The following is a 17,520-nucleotide window of genomic DNA, read 5'->3' on the forward strand; positions in this document are numbered from 1 at the left end:
CCAGGGTCGTTGACGACAGCGAGATAGACAAACTGGCGGCGCTTCGAAGAGCGGGTCTGGTCGACGCCGATCTGCCGCTTACGCACCAGGTTCACGGAGTCCAGTCCTATACCGGCAATGCCATCGTGATGCGAGTGACGGCCCGCGGCCATCTGGCCGCCAAAGCGCGGTCCGGCGAACGCTGAGACTCATAAACCCATCGGATTCCACGGGCTTCAAGCGCCGCATGGAGACACACGTCGGTGCACTGTCATCCCCGATGCGAGCGTCGGCGAGCGACGAATCGGCGATCGGACGACTTGTTGACGGGCATCGTGGCGCAGTTGCGCTCAGCCGCAGTCGCCGAGGCGCTGCCGACGGCCTCGACGGATGACATTCGCCGTTTTCAGGCAGTCGTGCTGGAGTGCGCCGCGCAACTCGATCTTCTCCACATCGCGCTGCGCACCGACAACACGCGGCGACGCACGATCGAAGCGAGTTCCGCGCACGCCATGCTGGACGCGGTCCAGCAGTTGGGCGAGTTGCTTCCCGAAACTAAAGGGGCGAGGAAAAGGGGCTCTGCGGGGCAAGAAACGATTGATGCGCTACAGGATGTTCGCGAACACACGCGCGCGTCGAAGCGCGGTGCCTGAGAACCGGCTTGCGCAGCGCGCCGATGGAGAAGACAGTCGCCGGCATCGAGGACCGCTCAGTGACGGGCGGGCGCCGAAGCATCCTCTACCAGCGCCGACAGACTGTCAGCACGCAGCATGGCGAGATCCCTGGCGTGTGTCCGTGCGCTACGGCACATTGGGAAACTATTCCCGAATCCGAGCGCCATTCATCGCCCTGCGCCCTGCGCCCTGCGCCTTGAACCCCGCAACAACGTCGGAAAGTTCATCATCGATGCCGCCTTGCCGCAGCCGATGAAAGCTGCCGCCGAGCGTTCGCAGGGCTCTGGTCCAAATTTTCCGCACGATCGAACGACTTCGTAAGTGCGTTGCGCCGTTCAAGCGGAAAGCACCGCGATCCAGATCGCCTGCTGCACCCGTTCCCGCGGGATGGGCAACCCCAGCGCATCGGCGGTCTTGCGGTTAGTGACCAAGGCGAATTTCGAAGGTTGTTCGATCGGCATGTCCGCCGGCCGCCCGCCCCTTGAACAACTTGTCGACGTTGCTGCTCGACATTTCGACCAGAACGGTAAGGCGTCCGCAAAGTGGGTACCGGCGACCGCGCCGGAGAAAGCCGGCCCCAATTCGAGCGTATTCCAATTGCAACATGAAGCCTCAAGTCCTGTTGGTCAGCCCTGGCGACTGCTACGACCATGCTTCGGCGCGTCCGTCTCCTTGTTCCTTCAGTGCGCGCGCCAGCTCGCGCAGCATCTCCCGATGCCCGCCCTTCCACCCGTTGCGTGAAGGAGAGTGTGCAAAAAGTGTGGGAGGCTGATTCCGAAGGTCAAGCACTGGACTCCTCTGGAGCCCGCCTCCGTTACGGCGGATGGCACGCGAGCCGTGTGCCCGTCTTTGACGCCTTGGTCAACTTCGCCAGTCGACTGGGCGACAGCTCGCCGTTGAGAGCAGCAACGCGGACCTGCGCGAGGCAGTGGGCCCCTTCATCGGTCCAGCGCATTTGCTGCTTCTTCGCCATCCGATGGCTCACGACCAAGTTCACTGCCGACTCTGGGATGCTGCTGCTGATAGCCAAGCGCCTTCTGTGACGCGCCCCGTAGTTCACCAGCGTGCCGGCGTTGTTCTCGATATAGCCAGACACGCGCTGGAGATTCCACCAGAGCGTCGAATATTCGGAGCGTCGAATATTCGTAGCCCTTCCTGACCATCAACGCGTCATCGAGCGCTTTGATTCGCGCCACGGACTTGCCACCCTTGCCGTGCCAGACGAACCACTTGGCGCTGCGGATTTCGCTCTGCACCCAGGCTCGCTCCAGCGGTTCGATCATCGCGCGCCGAACACCGAGTTCTCCGCCGCCTTGAACTTCATTGCGATGTGAAAACAGTCAAGGATCCTGCCTCGGGCAAGTTGGCTGCCCTGGACCGCCTTCGCGAACTCGCCCGCGTCATCGCTGATCACCGTCACTCGCTCGTTGGGCCCGACACCGCTTCGGGCGAGGAACTGATCCAATCGCGCGGCCGCCGAGGGCACCTGCTTGTGCACATGCGCGTGCACGCGGGGAGCACGGTCTGCAAACGCAGCTCGCCCGGCAACGATGTTCACGTGGCGTTGCAAGGTCGGTGCCGGCGACCAAGGCGACCGAAGCTTGGCTCCGGCGCGCGCAGCTTGGCGGCCCTTGGGGGTGCTGTGGTGCTTCAACCATGCCGAATCGACGCTCACGCACGCAATGTTGGTGGCTTCGCGCCGTGGGCCGATGGTGTCGGCGCTAGCGGCGGCCTTCGGCTGGTTGGCGATATCGCGCTCCACCTCGGCATCGAGTTGCCTTGCGACCGCATGAATCCTTTGCCCTGTGCCGCTGAACGAGATCTGCTTGTCCAGTGGAAGGACCTCCTTGAGCAGTGCCGTGGCCTGCCGGTAGGGCAGATGGGCGGCCCATTCCACCTGAAGGTATTCCAGTTCCGGCGTCACCCGCTTGGGCAGCGCCTTGCAAAGCGGACTCACGGAGCTGCGCGCTGTCCCTGGTGCCGCACGGCAGCAACACGACCACAACTGGGGCTCCTGACGGCCACGTTTCCATACACGGTCCGCATCACGATGCTGCGAGTGTCCTTGTCGCTGAGCGCCATGCCGCACCGGCGGCAGTTCGTCTCGCCCGACATCCACCCGTCGATCTGCTGCGAGATCAATACCAATACGTCTTGGGCCCGGGCCAGCAGGGCACGGCCTTCTGCAAGGGTGAGGCCCAACTTGGAAAGATTGCGGTCGCGCCGCTCGAGCACGGCCAACGTCACCGCACCGTCCACCGCATCGCCGGTGTCGGCGGCCTCAGCGATTCGAGCCTCAATGATCAAGTGCATGGTTTGTCTCCGACCGTTCGATGACAACCAGAGTAGCGAAGATGGCCGCCGGATCAGCAACTCGAAGCAACGCCGCCGGGACTCGCAGCCTCCCACGCTTTTGAACACTCTCCTTCACGGCGATGGTGCGTTGAATGCGCGGTAGGCATACTCCACATGCTGATCAGCGCGCATAGCCTCGACCCACCGTGCGTGCGGGGTTCCCAGGCAAGCTCGACGCGTCAGACCACGAAACGTCGTGCCCATCGACATCGGCGCAGAATGACAAGGACTTGTTCGCGCACCAGGTCAATCTCGCCGCTGCGCGCGAACGAAGGTGGTCACCGTGAAAAGCCGTCGCAAACTTGTACTCGCTTGCTGTGCCCTGGTTGTGCCGATCGCAGTGAATGCGCAACCAGCAGGACGCGTCCGCCGGATCGGCGTTCTCGGCAACGTACAGCAATCTGCCGTTGCAAGCGACTTGATTCCGGTTTTCATCGCGGCCCTTCGCGAACTGCGCTGGAATGAGGGCAAGGAAGTCAGCTTCGAGTATCGCTGGGCAGATCAGCACTACGAACGCTTTCCGGCTCTGGCGCGCGAACTGGTCGCGCTCAACGTCGATTTGATTGTGGTCACGTCCGGAGTGACGGCGACGCAGGCAGCCAAGCAGGCAACCACGTCGATCCCGATCTTGGCAATTTCGTTAGCCGATCCGGTAAAGTTCGGCCTGGTCGACAGCCTTGCCCGTCCGGGCGGCAACGTGACCGGTCTGAGCCAACCACTGTCGAACTGGGGCAAGTTCCTTGAACTGGCACGCGAGGCTGTCATTGGCGCAACACGGATCGCGATCTTGGCCAACCCGACCAATGTCGAGTATGCCCACTATGTGGTCCAAAACGAGGCTGCCGCCAAGCAACTGGGTCTGAAGTTGCTGATCCTTCCGGTTGCCAGCGCCGGTGAGCTGGGTCCGGCCTTCGAGACCATGAAGCGTGCGCCTGTTGACGCGCTGGTCATGGGTGCCGAAGGCCTTTTTTACAACAACCTGTCGGAGATTCTAGAGCGAGCACGCACAGGCCGGATCCCAGTCATCGGGCCAATCAGCCTTGCCGCCGAGATGGGCGCACTGGTATCCTGGGCATTCGACATTCGCGACGTCTATCGTAGGGCGGCTGGTTACGCGGACAGAATCTTAAAAGGCGCAAAGCCTTCCGACCTTCCAATCGAGCAACCGACCAAGTTCGACTTGGTGATCAACCTGAGGTCTGCCAGGGCGCTTGGCCTGACGGTCCCGCAATCCCTGCTGCTACGCGCGGATGCTGTCATCGACTGAAGCATTTCGCCATGTCGAGGGTTGGCAAGCTGGCTCTGGCGCGAATTTTCGACATGGGCGGACAACCGCGCGAATGCGTCGCGTCGGTTAGGCCGAAAGCGCAGCTCCCAGATCGAAGGCGCAGCTTGGCCTCGAAGGCGTAGCCCCGGCGAGATTGAACTGGTCCTTGCGGATGCAATGCAGCAACTCCACGCCAGCGCGATCAAAGACCTTGAACCCGAGCAATGGGGTTGATGCGCGACTTGGAGAGCAGCCAGAAGTGAGGGGTCCACGACGCGGCGAGCGGCTCCTGTCCTTCGACGTTGAAGCCCGAGTACCAACGACGAAACTGCCCCGCTAGTTCGCCGTTCAGAATAGGAGAGCATCCAGAAGTTGGGGGTGTGCAGTGCAGCAAAGATCCGGTCAGGGTCGGCCGGCGGCGACTACCTAAGGCAAGACGCCCTACCCCCGAACCTTTGCTGCCCTGCACACCCCCAGGGAATGGATGCTCTCCAACAACGATGCCTTGCCGACCTGGCTGGCAATCGAGGCCACCCCCTTGCCGAGTCATTCACCGAGGGCACCTGACCAATGCGGACGGCAGCACGATCATTGATGTTGAGTCCGGCTTCGCAATGTTCCGCCCAGCGAATGCAGCTTCATCGAAGGCAGAAGCCGATCGCATGACGAGACCAGTGAATCGTTGCAGAACTCCCCTCCCCGCCCAGTTCGCAGGTTGCGATATGCATCGCGCGATACAACGCTAACCGGACCAAGCAGAAAGGTCGTTGCGCGATCATCGCGCAAACTAGGCAGCGGTCGCATTTTTACTACGCAAAGGACGCAGGATCACTGCAGCGCAACCTGGCCGAAGCCGTGCGCCAGGAACTTTGGCGCGCGCCAGATCGACGATGTGGGGCCATGCCGTTGGCGTCAAAAGCAAAGCGATTGGCACGGAAAGCGAAGCGGCATTTGGGCGGTGGCGCGAAGATTCAGGGCATTCACAGCACCACAACAGGAGACGCCCATGCCCCAATTACTCGTCAGCCGCCGCCGCGCCCTCGCCGCTGCCGCCTGCGCATTCCTGGTGACGCCCAGCGCTTTCGCCACCAACGCCGCCGCCTGGGCGGACAAGCCGATCCATCTGGTCGTGACCGGGCCTGCGGGTGGCTCGGCCGACGTGTTCGCTCGGCTGGTGGGCGACGCCTTGGCGACGCAATCGGGCCAGACCGTGGTCGTGGAAAACAGGCCTGGGGCGGGTGGCGCGATCGCTTTGAAGTACATGTTGTCGCAGCCAGCGGACGGCCTCACGCTGGTGGTGTGCGCGAGCAACGTCCTCACCGAAGTGCCCCTGGTGCTCAAGGGTGGCTTCGACCCGCTGAAGGACGTGAAGCCCGTTGCCGCGCTGGCCAAGGGCACGTCCGTGCTCGTGGGCTCGCCCACGCTGCCCGCGTCAGACGTGAAGGGACTGGTGGCCTACCTCAAGGGCAAGCCGGGCCAGTTCGGCTTTGCCTCGTACAGCCCCGGCACCAGCTCACAGTACGCAGGGCTGATGTTCAGCAAGGAGGCAGGGCTGGACTTGCAGCACGTGCCCTATCCTGGCTCGCCTCCGGCGCTGGTGGACGTGATGTCGGGACGCATTCCTGTCATGTTCGACGGGCTCACCACTTCCAAGGGGCTGATCGACAGCGGTAAGCTCAAGGTATTCGGCGTGGCGTCCAAGTCGCGCTCGCCGCAGTTGCCCAACGTGCCGACGATGACGGAACTGGGCTACCCGAATCTGGTGTTCGGCAACTGGATGGGTGTGGTCGCTAGCAGCAAGATGGCTCCTGAGCTGGTTCAGAAAATCCACGCCGCCTTGGCCCATATCGGCGCCTCGCCAGCACTGAAGCAGCGCTTGCTGGCCAACGGCTTCGACCCCATCGAGGACCAGCCCGTCGACAAGTTGGGGCAGGCGGTGCGCGAGGAATACGAACGCAACGCCGGCATCGTGAAGACCTACGACATCAAGCTGAACTGAGTGGCCAGGTAGGGTGAACGGTTCCCCAACGTGGATTCCAGACGGTGTCAGCTCGTCGGTTGCCAGGGGCGTTCGGCTCGCCCTGACGCCAAGCCGCGCCTCGATAAGAAGTTGAGGCCTCACGCCTGGTCTTGCGCAACAAGCCGAATCTCACACAGGTAGGACTTATGGGCCGCGGTCCCGCTGACCGGGTCGCGCGCCGCGGTGCCGATCAGCAGGTTGAGGTTGGCGCCGCTCGACGCGAAGGGGTCGTAGCCGGGCAAGCCGAGTTCGGCACAGCCCTGCCACCAACCGTGCTCGCCCACCACCACACGGGGATCGAGGTTCTCGTTGAATCGCGCGCGGGCGCGCACGCTGCCCTCAGGCGTCTCGATCGCCACCCAGTCGCCTTCCGCGATCCCGCGGGCCTGCGCCGCCGTGGGATGCAACGTCACCTCGGGATGCGGAGCATGCTTGCGCAGGCTGCGCAGCCCGCGGTGCTGGCTCTCGCAGAACACCGACGACTTCGCGCTTGTCAGGATCAACGGAAATCGCGCCGCCAGGTCGGGCCGCGCGACGGGACCGATAGGCGGCTCGACAAATTCGGGCAACGGCGCATAGCCGTGGTCGAGGAAGACCTGCGAATACACCTCGACCCGACGCGAAGGCGTCGCGAAGCCGCGCGGCACGCCATTCGCGTCCTCTTCGGCATGTTTGGCGTGGCGGGTCTGCAGCGGCACGCGCACGCCGCCCGGCGCGGCGCGCAACTGCTCCAGAGTGACGCCGGTCGGCGCCAGCTGGTGGCGGTAGGCGGCCGCGACGTCACCGTTCCAGAACTGGGCGCCGAGGCCGAGGCGCGTAGCGAGGTCGAAGACGATCTCGGAATCCGAGCGCGCTTCGCCCGGCGGCGGCACAACCGCCGAACGAAGCTGGATCAATGATTGCGCGTCCTGGTTCACCTCGAAGCCGATCTTCAGCCCTTCGCGCTCGAAGGCCGAGGCGACCGGCAACACCACATCGGCCAGCTCGGCTGTGGGATTCATGAACAGGTCAGCATGCGCATAGAAGTCCAGCGCCCTGAGCGCCTCACGACCGTAGCGGCCATCGGCATGCGCCAGCAGCATGTTGGCGCCGAACCCGAGCACGGTGCGGACGGGGTACGGCACGCCCTCGAGGATCGCGCGGTAGAGATCGCGTGCACCGACGTAGCCCCAGCGCGCCGGCCCGAGCGGGCGCTCGTCGCGGCCCACCGCGTGCGCGAGTTCTCGTGCCGAAGGCAAGTCTTCGCCGGTGATCGCTGCGGCGGGCGGCGCCTCGAACAGCACGTTGCCGCCGGGCTGGTCGAACGAGCCCGTGAGGGCATAGAGCAGCGACATCGCGCGCGCCGTCTGCGTGACGTTGGCGTGGTGCTCGTGACCGCTGTACGCGTAGTACGACGCCGGGCGCGCGTGCCAGATGAGCCGCGCGGCTTCCTCTACCTGAGTCTTCGGGATCCAGCAGGTTGTCTCGACCACCCCCGGCGGGTAGCGACTACACAGCCGCGCGTAGAGCTCGAAGGCCGGGTGGCACACCACATCGCCCTGCAGTGTGCCGACACGGACCTCACCGTGCAGGGCGAGGCCGGCGCTGTCGCTGTCGTAGGAGCCAGTGGTCTTGTCGTAGCGCACCAGTCGCGACGCGGCGGCGTCCCAGGCCAGGAGGCGGCCCGCTTCGCCGCTCGGCTCGAGATCGCGCTCGGTCAGCAGGCGGCCCGTGTCGGCGCGCACCAGGTGCGGGCCATTGCTGAACCGGAGGATGAAGTCGCGGTCGTACCAACCGCGCTCGATCATCACGTGGGCAATACCGAGCGCCAGCGCGCCGTCGGTACCGGGCCGCGGCCGCAACCACAGATCCGCTTTGCCGGCAAGGCCCACGCGGCGCGGGTCGATCACGATCAGCTTCATGCCGCGCTTGAGCGCCGCCACGGTGGCGGTCGCGTGGGTGAGGCGGGTGAAACTGGGGTTGTAGCCCCAAAGGATCAGCACGCCGCTGCGCTCGATGTCCGGCATCGCACCGCCGGCACTGATGCCGAGGCTGGCGACGCCGTACGTGTAGCGGGTGGCGAAGCCGCGTCCCCAACCGCAGAGATCGAGCGTGATGTTCGCGTTAGGCGTGCCGAAGGCGTTGGCCAGCCGGCGGATAAAACCGGAGGTATCTCCGATCGCCGTCGTCGAGGGCGACGACGCGGTAAAGGCCACCGACTGCGGGCCATACCGCTGAGCGGTCCGCCGCATCGCCGCGGCGGTGAGGTCAAGTGCCTCGTCCCAGCCGATCCGCTCCCAGCCGGGGTCCGGGTCGCCCTTCGGACGGGTCCGACGAAGTGGGTGGGTGAGTCGCTGCGGGTGGTCGGTGAGCTCCGGCGCCGCACGTCCCTTGGCGCAGATCGCCTGTCCGGTCGGGTGCGACGGGTCGGGGTCGAGCCGGATGAACCGTCCTGCCTCCACCGTGGCCACGGTTCCGCAGCGGGCGATACAAAGGGCACAGTAGCCGTGGACACGTCGCGTGGCAGTGTGATCAGCATCGCTGGCGCAATCCGCTCCGATATTGGGAACAGCCATGTGTCCGTCTCCAGATGCTCCGGGCCGACCAGCGTGACGACCCGCACGTCGCAGCGCCACTGGTAATGTACGTCGGGTTTGGCAAGGTTGGTGCGCAACAGCTCCGTTCAAGGCCGGCGGCACAAGCGCCCGCGTTTGCGAAGGGCTGCGACAGGGGTCTGAAGCCGTCGCTCACCGAGTCGAAGTGATTGTCCGACACCTGCCCTTTGGGCGCACAGATGCCGGCACGACAACGGCCTGCGGGCAGGTGTTGGAAAGTGAGCAGGTCTTGATTCCGATCGCCGATGTCAGCGTGTGGGCCCGTATTCCATAGGAATTCAGCTCATCCACTTCCTGATCGGTGGTTCGGCAATCGTGAGAGTAGTACAAGGCTGATCGTCGAGATGACGATGGTAGCGACCCGAGAGCGGGCCAAAGTGGGGGCTACCCTGCCCTCCTGAGCAGGTCTGCGTTCCATCGAGAGTCTGGACCAGCTTTGGCGCGCGAAGCCAAATCGGCATTGCCCGCGGCTTGAGTTCGTCGTTGAGCGCATGCACCCTCACCTGCGCCAGCAGATGGGCGGCTTCGTCGGACCAGCGCATTTGCCGATGCTTGGCCATGCGACTGCTGACGACCTGATTGACCGCGGACTCTGCGGTTGCACTGCTGATCGGCAGCCTTTTGCGATAGCGTCGGCCGTGGTTCGCCAGGTCGCTGTCATTGGATTGCGAAGGGAGGTACGGCGAAGATTCCCGGAACAAACCTTGAGCCGCCGCACGATTGCGATGACTGTTGCCATTGCGTGCTTCTTTTTTGGGTCCTTCAGACTTCGTGGGTCCTTGCTACGCTGTAGTCCCTCGATTCCTCAGGCGCTATGCGATGGACAGCACCGAGTTGTACAGGCAGCTACTGGGTGTCACAACGCCGTGGGCGGTGGAACGGGTGGAGATGTCGGTGCCCGACGTTCGGGTGGATGTGCATCTGAGCCACCCGTCCGGGGCGCGTTTTGCGTGTCCGCAATGCGGTATGCAACTGAGTGTCTACGACCATGCCGAAGAGCGGCAATGGCGCCATCTGGACAGTTGCCAGTTCCGCACGTTGCTTCATGCACGCGCGCCGCGCGTGAAGTGCCCGGAGCACGGAGTGCTTCAGACTTGCCGTGGGCCGAGGCAGGCAGTCGCTTCACGTTGCTGTTCGAGGCGCTGGCAATCGACGTGCTGCCGTCCAGCAAGACCGCGCGGGCGTGGGCGCTGTGGGATTCCTTGCCGAGCAATACGGCACCGAGGTCAGCCCCGAGTCTTCGCCGCACCCGGCGGGTAGCCCAGGTGGTGCGACAGTTCCGCGCCCAAGGCGCGTTCAATGAGCGCCTTCTTGAACGCCATCGAAGCGGCCTGCACCGCCTCCGCGCTCATGGGCCCCTTCACGAACTGATCAATCAATTCCTTGGGGATGGACGGCAACGCCGCCGCGGCGGCCGCTGCCGCCTTTGTCGTCTTCCTGCTTGTGCACGCACGGGCGATACATCCTCTTCTTCCGGATCGTCGGCCCTGTCGTAAGAGTCGAGCGCGTCTTACACAGCCGCCGTGACATCGACACCGACGATTTTTCCAGCTGAGGGTGCCGTGGCCGATCAATATCTCTTCGCCAGTCCAAACGCAACTCAAAGGGTCACTAAACCGAGATCCTCGCCCTTTGTAGTCACGTCGACGACTGCAAGTACTTGTCGCTGCTGATAAATCCTCCTCTGCGGAGGATTTTTTTGGCCGTTACATGTAGTCACTAAAATGACTTGCGTTGTTGGCGCTTGGCGCCTAATAGGTGTTTTCATGGCAGCTCGCACTGGTACCGCTCACGTCGTCACTACGTCGCGCACCTACAAGGACCAGGTCTATCGCACCCACCTGCTGCGCCGCAGCTACCGCGAGGACGGCAAGGTCAAGAACGAAACCCTGGGCAACCTCTCGCACCTGCCCGATGAACTCATCGAGATCATTCGGCGCTCGCTGCAGGGCGAGACTTTCGTACCGGTGGCTTGCGCGTTCGAGATCACGCGCTCGCGCCCCCACGGCCATGTGCAGGCGACAGGCGCGGCGATGGCCAGCCTGCAGATGGCCTCGCTGCTCGCCTCCAACCTGCCGCGAACGCGACCTGGTGCTGGCCATGGTGGCCGCGCGCATCGCAGCACCCCACACCAAGCTGGCCACCACGCGCTGGTGGCCGCGACGGCAGGAAGGGAATGCTGCAGGTCAACTACGGTTCACCGATGCGCGCGGCTGCCCGCTGGCGGTGTCGGTGCATGAGGGCAATGTGGCCGACAGCCGACCTTGCTACCCGAGGTCAAGCGGCTGCGCGAAGACTTCGGCATCGAGCAGCTGGTGATGGTGGGCGATCGCGGCATGATCTCCAATAAGGCCATTGACAAGATGCGCGAGAGCGACGGCATCGGCTGGATCACGGCGCTCAAGAGCGTGTCGATCCGGCGCGCTGGTCGACCAGGGCCATTTGCAGCTGGGCTTGTTCGACGAGCGCAATCTGCTCGAACTGAGCTCGCCGGACTACCCGGGCGAGCGCCTGGTGGCGTGCCGCAATCCCGAACTCGCCCGGCTGCGCACACACCAGCGCGAGGAGTTGCTCGCGGCCACCGAGGCCAACCTGCAGAAGATCAAGGCCCGCGTGGACGCGCTCAAGCTGGTCGGTCGCGTCTGCGTGCGGTGGTCTGCGGCCTACCCTTTGAGCTTCCGTCATATCGAGGAGATGATGGCCGAGCGCGGCGTTCTCGTCGATCACGCGCCGGTTCATCGTTGGTCGATCAAGATCCTTCCGGTGCTGGCCGTAGTATTTCGCCGACGCAAGCGTCCGGTGGGCACGAGTTGGCGGATGGACGAGACGTACATCAAGGTCTCTGGCCAGTGAAAGTATCTGTACCGAGCCGTCGATCGCGACAGCGAATACGATCGACTTCCTGCTTCGTGCCAACAGAGACCACGCGGCCGCACGAAGCTTCTTTGAGCAGGCCATCGGTCTGCACGGGGTGCCCAAGACGAAAGACAAAGCCTCGTCCGCAGCATCGAAGTTCTACACGCTGGCTTTCTGAGCGACACGGACAGCGCACCAATGCTCGGGCCGGCGTTGCTATTGCGACAGAACCCCCATGGCTTTCCCAAGACCGGAAGCTTACGCCGACTGTGTGCGCGACGCTTTCAGACGAGGGGTACTTCGCCGTCGCAATGCGGCAGAGGGTTGCGCGGCGTTTGCCCGTGTCATTGGCGGGGAAGGCCGATCACGGTGCCCTCGCGCCGCGAGTCGGCCGCCCCATACTGCTTACCCGTGTGCGCGTCGACAATCACTGCCTGAACCGAGCCGATTTCGCCGCCCGGCGCCGTGATGCCAACGGTGTAACCCAGGCTCTGCAGCCCAATGATCGTGGCCGGGGTGAATCCAGGCTCCATGCTCACTGCGCCGCCGGGACTCGTCACAGAGAGCCGGGGTGCGTCGATGGCCTCCTGCAGCGACATTTGGTGATCGATGAGATTGATAGTCACATTGAATACCGAATTGATGATCGATGCTCCGCCCGGCGATCCGTAAGCCACCAGTGGTGTGCCGTCCGGCGAGAAGATCATCGTCGGGTTCATACTGCTGCGCGGCCGCTTGTTTGGCTGCACGTCGTTGAAACCAGCGCTTCCGGTGTACGGATTGGTACTGGGCACGGTGTTGAAGTCGGTCAACTCGTTGTTGAGCAAGAAGCCATGGTTCTTGAATGACCCATCGCTGCGTTTGTATCCGGCGAACACGCCAATGCCATGCGAAGACTCAATGGTGTTGGTGTATGTGACCATATTGCCCCACTTGTCCGCCACCGCAAAGTGAGTCGTCGTTTCCCCGGGGCCCGCGACGGGTTCGGCCACAGCCAAGCGTCGCGTGGCTTTGATGCCTGCGGTGTCATAAGGTCTCGGGTCACCCGCGATTGGATTCGGTGACAGTCGCAGCCCCGGCACGATGGCCGCGCCGCGCATGCTGACATAGCTCGGGGCCAACAGGCCCTTGGCAGGCACCGGGACAAAATCAGCGTCGCCCATCCACTGCGAGCGATCGGCGAATCCGATCCGCATGGCGTCGATCATCACGTTGGTTGTCTTGAGGGAGCCGAAGCCGTAGCCTTGACTGGCGTCGCCGAGCGGAAAGCGTTCCAGCATCTTGAGCATCTGCAACATCGTCAGCCCGCCGGAACTGGGAGGTGACATGGATTTGATCGTATACCCACGATAGGTCGCGACCACAGGCTGGCGAACGTTGGCTTGGTAGTTCTCGAGATCAGCCAGCGTCATGCTGCCGCCCTTGCCATTGGGTGCCTGAGGCCGGTTGAACTTCTGACCTTCGAGGATGCCGGCGGCGATGTCACAGCCTTTCTCCGGGATCAGTTTGTAGAAGCAGTCTGGTCCATTGGCTGCCAATAGTCGGAAGGTGTCGGCAAGGGGCTTGTTTTGCACCAGAGAGCCTACCGGCATCGGCTGTCCGCCGGGGCAGAAATACGCGGCCGATTCTGGCGAGTTCGTGGAGCGGCCACCGTTGTTGCAACTGACCGCCGTATATCGCGGCGTTGCCGCAAAGCCCTCGTCGGCCAACTTGATGGCCGGCTGTATCACTTCGGTCAGCGAGAGGTTGCCGAAACGCTCGAGGGCCATCGAAGTACCGCGCACCATGCCCGGCACTCCCACGGCAACGCCCTGCAATGTGGCGTTCGGTACGCCGAAGAACATGTTCGCGGTCGCGGCATCGGGGGCCTTCTCTCGGGTCTCGATCACGAATGTCTGACCAATCTTGGCCAAATGGATCATCATGAACCCCCCGCCTCCGATGCCTGCCGACTGGGGTTCGACGACATTTAGCGCATACGCGATGGCCACTGCTGCGTCGACGGCGTTGCCGCCCTGCTCAAGGATCTGGGCGCCGGCCTCGGCGCCATACGGGTTGGCCACAGCGACCACACCCTGCTGGAAGGCCTTGCCTGCCCAAGAGGGTGGATTGCCCTTGGCATGCGGCGGTCGTGGGACAGAGGTCTCAACCCCTGGCGTCTGGTCATCGCCCTCGTCAGCGCGGACCAAAGTGAATGCGCTGCACGCAAGCAACGCGGCAACCCCAATAGCGATACGGGCCGGGATCAAGTTGTATTCAGCCATGAACGAGTTCTCCACAGTCCAATTGCGCTTCTCGACCGAAGCCCCCTGGCCTAAATAGCCCGCGAGTGTCATTGCCAACACTGACCATTGTGCGCCAAGGCGACCATTGCAGTCGTGATTCCTGCCCCGATTGCACGTACAGCAAGAAGTTGGAACTTGAGCTGTATGGAGAATCGAAATGCGAGATAGCAAACTGCCGAAGCGGCAGTACACGGACGAATTCAAGGTCGAGGCGGTCAGACGGGCGGAATCGGTTGGCAGCCACGAGGCGGCACGCCGGCTGGGCGTGCCGGTGGCAACGGTGGGCAACTGGAAGCGGCGACGAGCAGCGACTGGCATTGCAGCGCCCGAAGCCATTGGAGGCACTGCAGCCGTGCCAACACGTCGCCCGGTGAGTGCACTGGAGGCGGAGAACAGCCGGCTTCGCCGGGAACTTGCTGACGCGAAGTTGGATGTGGAAATCCTTCGAAAAGCGACGGCTTATCTTGCCAAGAGGTCGCGATGAAGTACGCCTGGATCGACAATCATCGCGACGAGTACACGGTCAGCCGGCTTTGCCGGGTGCTGTCGGTGTCCCGCACAGGGTACTGCCAGGTGGCGCGTGCGAGCGCCCAGCGCTTGGGCCCTCGCCAACAAGGTGCTGGATGCCAAGGTACAGCTCGTGCACCGCAACAGTCGAGGCAGCTATGGTCGACCGCGCATTACGCAGCAGCTCCGCCAGCAAGGCGAGAGCGTCAGCGCCGAGCGGGCGCGCCGAAGCCTCAAGCGCCAAGGACTGCGTCCGGTGTACCGGCGGGCGTGGGTGGTCACCACCGACTCGACGCATCAATTGCCGGTGGCACCCAACCTCCTGAATCGTCGCTTCGACGGGTGGCAGCCGAACCGGGCCTGGGTGGGCGACATCACGTATGTCGCAACCGGCGAGGGCTGGCTTGTACCTGGCCGTCGTGATGAATCTGGCGAGCCGCCGGATCGTGGGCTGGTCGATGTCCGAGAGGATCGATGCGAAGTTGGTCTGCGCGGCACTGAGGTCGGCATACTGGCAGAGAAAGCCGGGCGCCGGACTGCTTGTACACACGGGGAGCGCCTTCGAAACCCTTCGAACCGCCTTAGCCAGTGTCGGCGCCCGGTACGACTTCGCGCTGCTCGACTGCCCTCCCAGTCTCGCCTTCTCACCCTCAACTGGTGTGCGCCGCGCATGGCGTGATCGTGACGATGCAGTGTGAATATTTCGCACTCGAAGGAGTGACCGATCTGGTCACCATCAAGCAGGTGCATACCAACCTCAACAAGAACCTCGGATCATCGTCTCTGGCTCGTGATGTTTGATCCGCGCACTCACGCTGCAGAAACAGGTGACCGACCAGATCAAGTCCCACGCCGGCTACAAGGCGTTTGACACGGTGATCCCGCGCAATGTCCGCCTGGCCGAGGCGCCGAGCCATGGCTTGCCTGGGGTGGTTTTCGATCCCGCGGCAAAGGGCAGCCAGGCGCTCACCGCATTCGCGGTGGAGTGGTGAGAAACTAGCCTTATCCGGAGAAGACGCCGCCGCGACACCTATCGCAGCAGCCGAGCCAGCGTAAACAATCCAAACCGGTGACCTCAGCGGGCGACTCGCCCAGATCGATTCCGTCGCACAGGGCGCCACCGGTGCTGATGCTCGGATTGCGCGAGCAACAATCGCGCACATCCGGGCCGGCCAGGATTCACAACCGCCCTGGGGCATGTAAGTTGGTACAGCGCAACGGAGCATTCGAACCCGCCGACATGGCTGCCCCAAGGCTGCGGCATCAATCCGGCGTAAAAGAAGATCATCAGACTGCCAGGAGCCGCCACGCGTAATGAAGCGGTTGGCAGCATCAACGATGGGGGCGCCGGTCGCGGGCGATTGTGGTTCGGTTGCCAGGAGGTCGGGCATGCGGGCGATCTGCTGCGGGTTGAATCGAGCGACATCGAGCAGGGCCGTCTTTGTCGATGTCGAGCAGGGAGAAAGTGCGATGCACGACACGCAACGGCGTTCGCTCCGCCCCTGACGACGAGGCTTGCCAAGCGGTCTCGATGCCCGCCACGATGCGCTCGATGGCCTGCGTGAAATGGGACAGGGTCACACCGTCCGCATTGCGCCGCGTGGCGATCAGCGCGGCCTCGTTCACCAGGTTCGCCAGGTCGGCGCCGGCAAAGCCGACGGCGATCGCGGCGACCTGGTCGAGATCGGTGCCGGCGTCAAGGCGGATCTTCCTGGCATGCACCCTGTCCAGTTGTTGTTGGCCTGCAAAGTGTAGGGTAGGGGTTCAGCCCTGCTGCGCAAGGGGCACGCTGCGTGTCTTCACGCGGGCGCCGTCGCGCAGCGCCGCCGGCGGATAGACGATCACTTTCGCGCCCGCCGGGATACCGCCGAGCACCCAGGCTTCGGCACCGTTGCGCCCGCCGATGTCCACCGGCACGAGTCGTGCCCGCCCTTCCGCGACGACGAACGCTGCCATGCCTTCGCCGGGCATGGGGAACACCGCGCTCACCGGGACGCGCAGCACCGAAGGGTGGGCGACGGTCACAATCCGAACGCCCACGCGGTATCCATCCCCCAGTGCCTGCCACGATGACGGCGCACTGGTGATGTCGATCAGCACATTGACGCGCTGCTCCTCGATCCCGAGCGCCGAGATCTTGGTAAACGCTGCCGGCTCGATGCGACTCACACGACCTTCGAGCGCGACGGGCGAGCCCCAACGCTCGATGCGCACCAGCGCGCCCATCCGCGTTTGCACGGCGTCGGTGGTCAGCAGCTCCGTGACGATCTCCAGCTTCGCGATGTCGCCGATCTCGAGCACGGGCGCCCCCAGTGCCACCGTGGTCTCGCTCGGCTGCATCACCTTGAGCACGCGCCCCGCCACCGGGGAGCGCAGCGGAAAGCTGGCGACCTGAGCCGAAGGACTTCGCGACACCAGCAGCGCCGCGCGCGCAGTCTCCAGTTCATGCTCCGCAGCGTGGCGACCTTGAAGCGCCGCTTCGAGCTCCTTCTGTGCGGCCTGCATCGAAAGACGGTCGGTCTCAACCTTGGCCGGCGCGATGAAGTTCTCGCGTGCCAGCTGCTCGGTGCGACGCAGCTCCGCGCGTGCCAACTCCAGTCCGACGCGCGCACGCTGCACATTGGCATCCGCGCGCTGCACGACGGCCACGGCGGCCTCCACGCGGGTGTTCTGTTCACGCTGGGTGCGCTCGTCGAGCATCGGCGGCAGAATCGGCGTCAGCGTCGCTACCGTGTCGTCGGCTGCCACCGCGTCGCCCTCACGCAGGATGATGCGCGCCAGCCGTCCCGCCAGCGGCGCGGTGACGACGTATCGATCGCGCAGCCGCGTGCGGGCGTCTTCCACGATGGACTGCTCGTAAGGCCCGACGGCGGCCGTCGCGACTTCGACGGCGATCGGACGTGGCGCAAACGCCCATGCCAGCAGGCCCGCCAGCACTGCGCCCGCACCCACCATGATCACCAGCGTATTGCGCTTCATGTCA

12 protein-coding genes and 5 pseudogenes are annotated in these 17,520 nt (G+C 64.0%); 8 read left to right on the forward strand and 9 right to left on the reverse strand.

All coding sequences use genetic code 11. From position 1 onward, the window contains the following. Positions 1–299: 299 nt before the first annotated feature. Positions 300–632, forward strand: coding sequence for a hypothetical protein (locus WKW80_RS34270; RefSeq protein WP_340368039.1), 333 nt, complete (start codon positions 300–302; stop codon positions 630–632). A gap of 356 nt (positions 633–988) precedes the next feature. Here the strand turns inward: WKW80_RS34270 and WKW80_RS34275 are convergent, their stop codons facing one another. From WKW80_RS34275 to WKW80_RS34290, 4 genes are all read right to left on the reverse strand, one after another. Beyond that, complete coding sequence (locus WKW80_RS34275; RefSeq protein ID WP_340368040.1) at positions 989–1,114, reverse strand: hypothetical protein; 126 nt, start codon at positions 1,112–1,114, stop codon at positions 989–991. Between the two features lie 477 nt (positions 1,115–1,591). After that, a complete protein-coding gene (locus WKW80_RS34280; protein ID WP_340368041.1) occupies positions 1,592–1,936 on the reverse strand; it encodes a hypothetical protein in 345 nt (114 codons plus the stop codon). Continuing rightward, positions 1,933–2,610 (reverse strand): hypothetical protein, encoded by a 678-nt coding sequence (locus WKW80_RS34285; protein WP_340368042.1) that lies wholly within the window; start codon positions 2,608–2,610, stop codon positions 1,933–1,935. The genes WKW80_RS34280 and WKW80_RS34285 overlap by 4 nt, the downstream gene beginning before the upstream one ends. Next, positions 2,607–2,966, reverse strand: coding sequence for a hypothetical protein (locus tag WKW80_RS34290; protein ID WP_340368043.1), 360 nt, complete (start codon positions 2,964–2,966; stop codon positions 2,607–2,609). Before WKW80_RS34290 ends, WKW80_RS34285 begins: the two co-directional genes overlap by 4 nt. A 325-nt stretch (positions 2,967–3,291) precedes the next feature. On the opposite strand from WKW80_RS34290, the gene WKW80_RS34295 reads away from it, so the two are divergent. After that, positions 3,292–4,275 (forward strand): ABC transporter substrate-binding protein, encoded by a 984-nt coding sequence (locus tag WKW80_RS34295; RefSeq protein WP_340368044.1) that lies wholly within the window; start codon positions 3,292–3,294, stop codon positions 4,273–4,275. 1,006 nt (positions 4,276–5,281) lie between these two features. Next, positions 5,282–6,274 carry a Bug family tripartite tricarboxylate transporter substrate binding protein gene (locus WKW80_RS34300; protein WP_340368045.1) on the forward strand — a complete coding sequence of 331 codons (993 nt, stop codon included), beginning with the start codon at positions 5,282–5,284 and terminating at the stop codon, positions 6,272–6,274. A 119-nt stretch (positions 6,275–6,393) separates the two neighbouring features. Here the strand turns inward: WKW80_RS34300 and WKW80_RS34305 are convergent, their stop codons facing one another. Next, complete coding sequence (locus tag WKW80_RS34305) at positions 6,394–8,850, reverse strand: molybdopterin-containing oxidoreductase family protein (RefSeq protein WP_340368046.1); 2,457 nt, start codon at positions 8,848–8,850, stop codon at positions 6,394–6,396. A 927-nt stretch (positions 8,851–9,777) separates the two neighbouring features. Between WKW80_RS34305 and WKW80_RS37615 the strand changes: the two genes are divergently transcribed. Then, positions 9,778–10,149, forward strand: coding sequence for a transposase family protein (locus WKW80_RS37615; RefSeq protein WP_422823028.1), 372 nt, complete (start codon positions 9,778–9,780; stop codon positions 10,147–10,149). On the opposite strand, the pseudogene WKW80_RS34310 reads toward WKW80_RS37615, so the two are convergent. Further along, a pseudogene (locus tag WKW80_RS34310) lies at positions 10,128–10,349 on the reverse strand (IS256 family transposase); the annotation flags it as partial. The gene WKW80_RS37615 and the pseudogene WKW80_RS34310 overlap by 22 nt on opposite strands. Positions 10,350–10,655: 306 nt before the next feature. Between WKW80_RS34310 and WKW80_RS34315 the strand changes: the two are divergent. Then, a complete protein-coding gene (locus tag WKW80_RS34315; protein WP_340368047.1) occupies positions 10,656–11,129 on the forward strand; it encodes a hypothetical protein in 474 nt (157 codons plus the stop codon). A 352-nt stretch (positions 11,130–11,481) separates the two neighbouring features. Continuing rightward, positions 11,482–11,890, forward strand: a pseudogene (locus tag WKW80_RS34320) (IS6 family transposase); the annotation flags it as partial. Between the two features lie 199 nt (positions 11,891–12,089). Here WKW80_RS34320 and ggt read toward each other — a convergent pair. Further along, positions 12,090–14,009: a gamma-glutamyltransferase gene (gene ggt / locus WKW80_RS34325; protein ID WP_340368048.1), complete on the reverse strand. Its 1,920-nt coding sequence runs from the start codon at positions 14,007–14,009 to the stop codon at positions 12,090–12,092. Between the two features lie 178 nt (positions 14,010–14,187). Here ggt and WKW80_RS34330 point away from each other — a divergent pair. Together WKW80_RS34330 and WKW80_RS34335 are read left to right on the forward strand one after the other, a co-directional pair. Continuing rightward, a pseudogene (locus WKW80_RS34330) lies at positions 14,188–15,088 on the forward strand (IS3 family transposase); the annotation flags it as partial. An 18-nt stretch (positions 15,089–15,106) separates the two neighbouring features. Next, positions 15,107–15,529, forward strand: a pseudogene (locus WKW80_RS34335) (ParA family protein); the annotation flags it as partial. Between the two features lie 535 nt (positions 15,530–16,064). On the opposite strand, the pseudogene WKW80_RS34340 reads toward WKW80_RS34335, so the two are convergent. Then, positions 16,065–16,265 (reverse strand): annotated as a pseudogene (locus tag WKW80_RS34340) (ATP-dependent zinc metalloprotease FtsH); the annotation flags it as partial. Positions 16,266–16,301: 36 nt separating this feature from the next. Then, positions 16,302–17,516 (reverse strand): efflux RND transporter periplasmic adaptor subunit, encoded by a 1,215-nt coding sequence (locus WKW80_RS34345; RefSeq protein WP_340368049.1) that lies wholly within the window; start codon positions 17,514–17,516, stop codon positions 16,302–16,304. Positions 17,517–17,520: the final 4 nt, after the last annotated feature.

Source organism: Variovorax humicola (assembly GCF_037889915.1).
GTDB classification, from domain to species: Bacteria; Pseudomonadota; Gammaproteobacteria; order Burkholderiales; family Burkholderiaceae_C; genus Variovorax; species Variovorax humicola.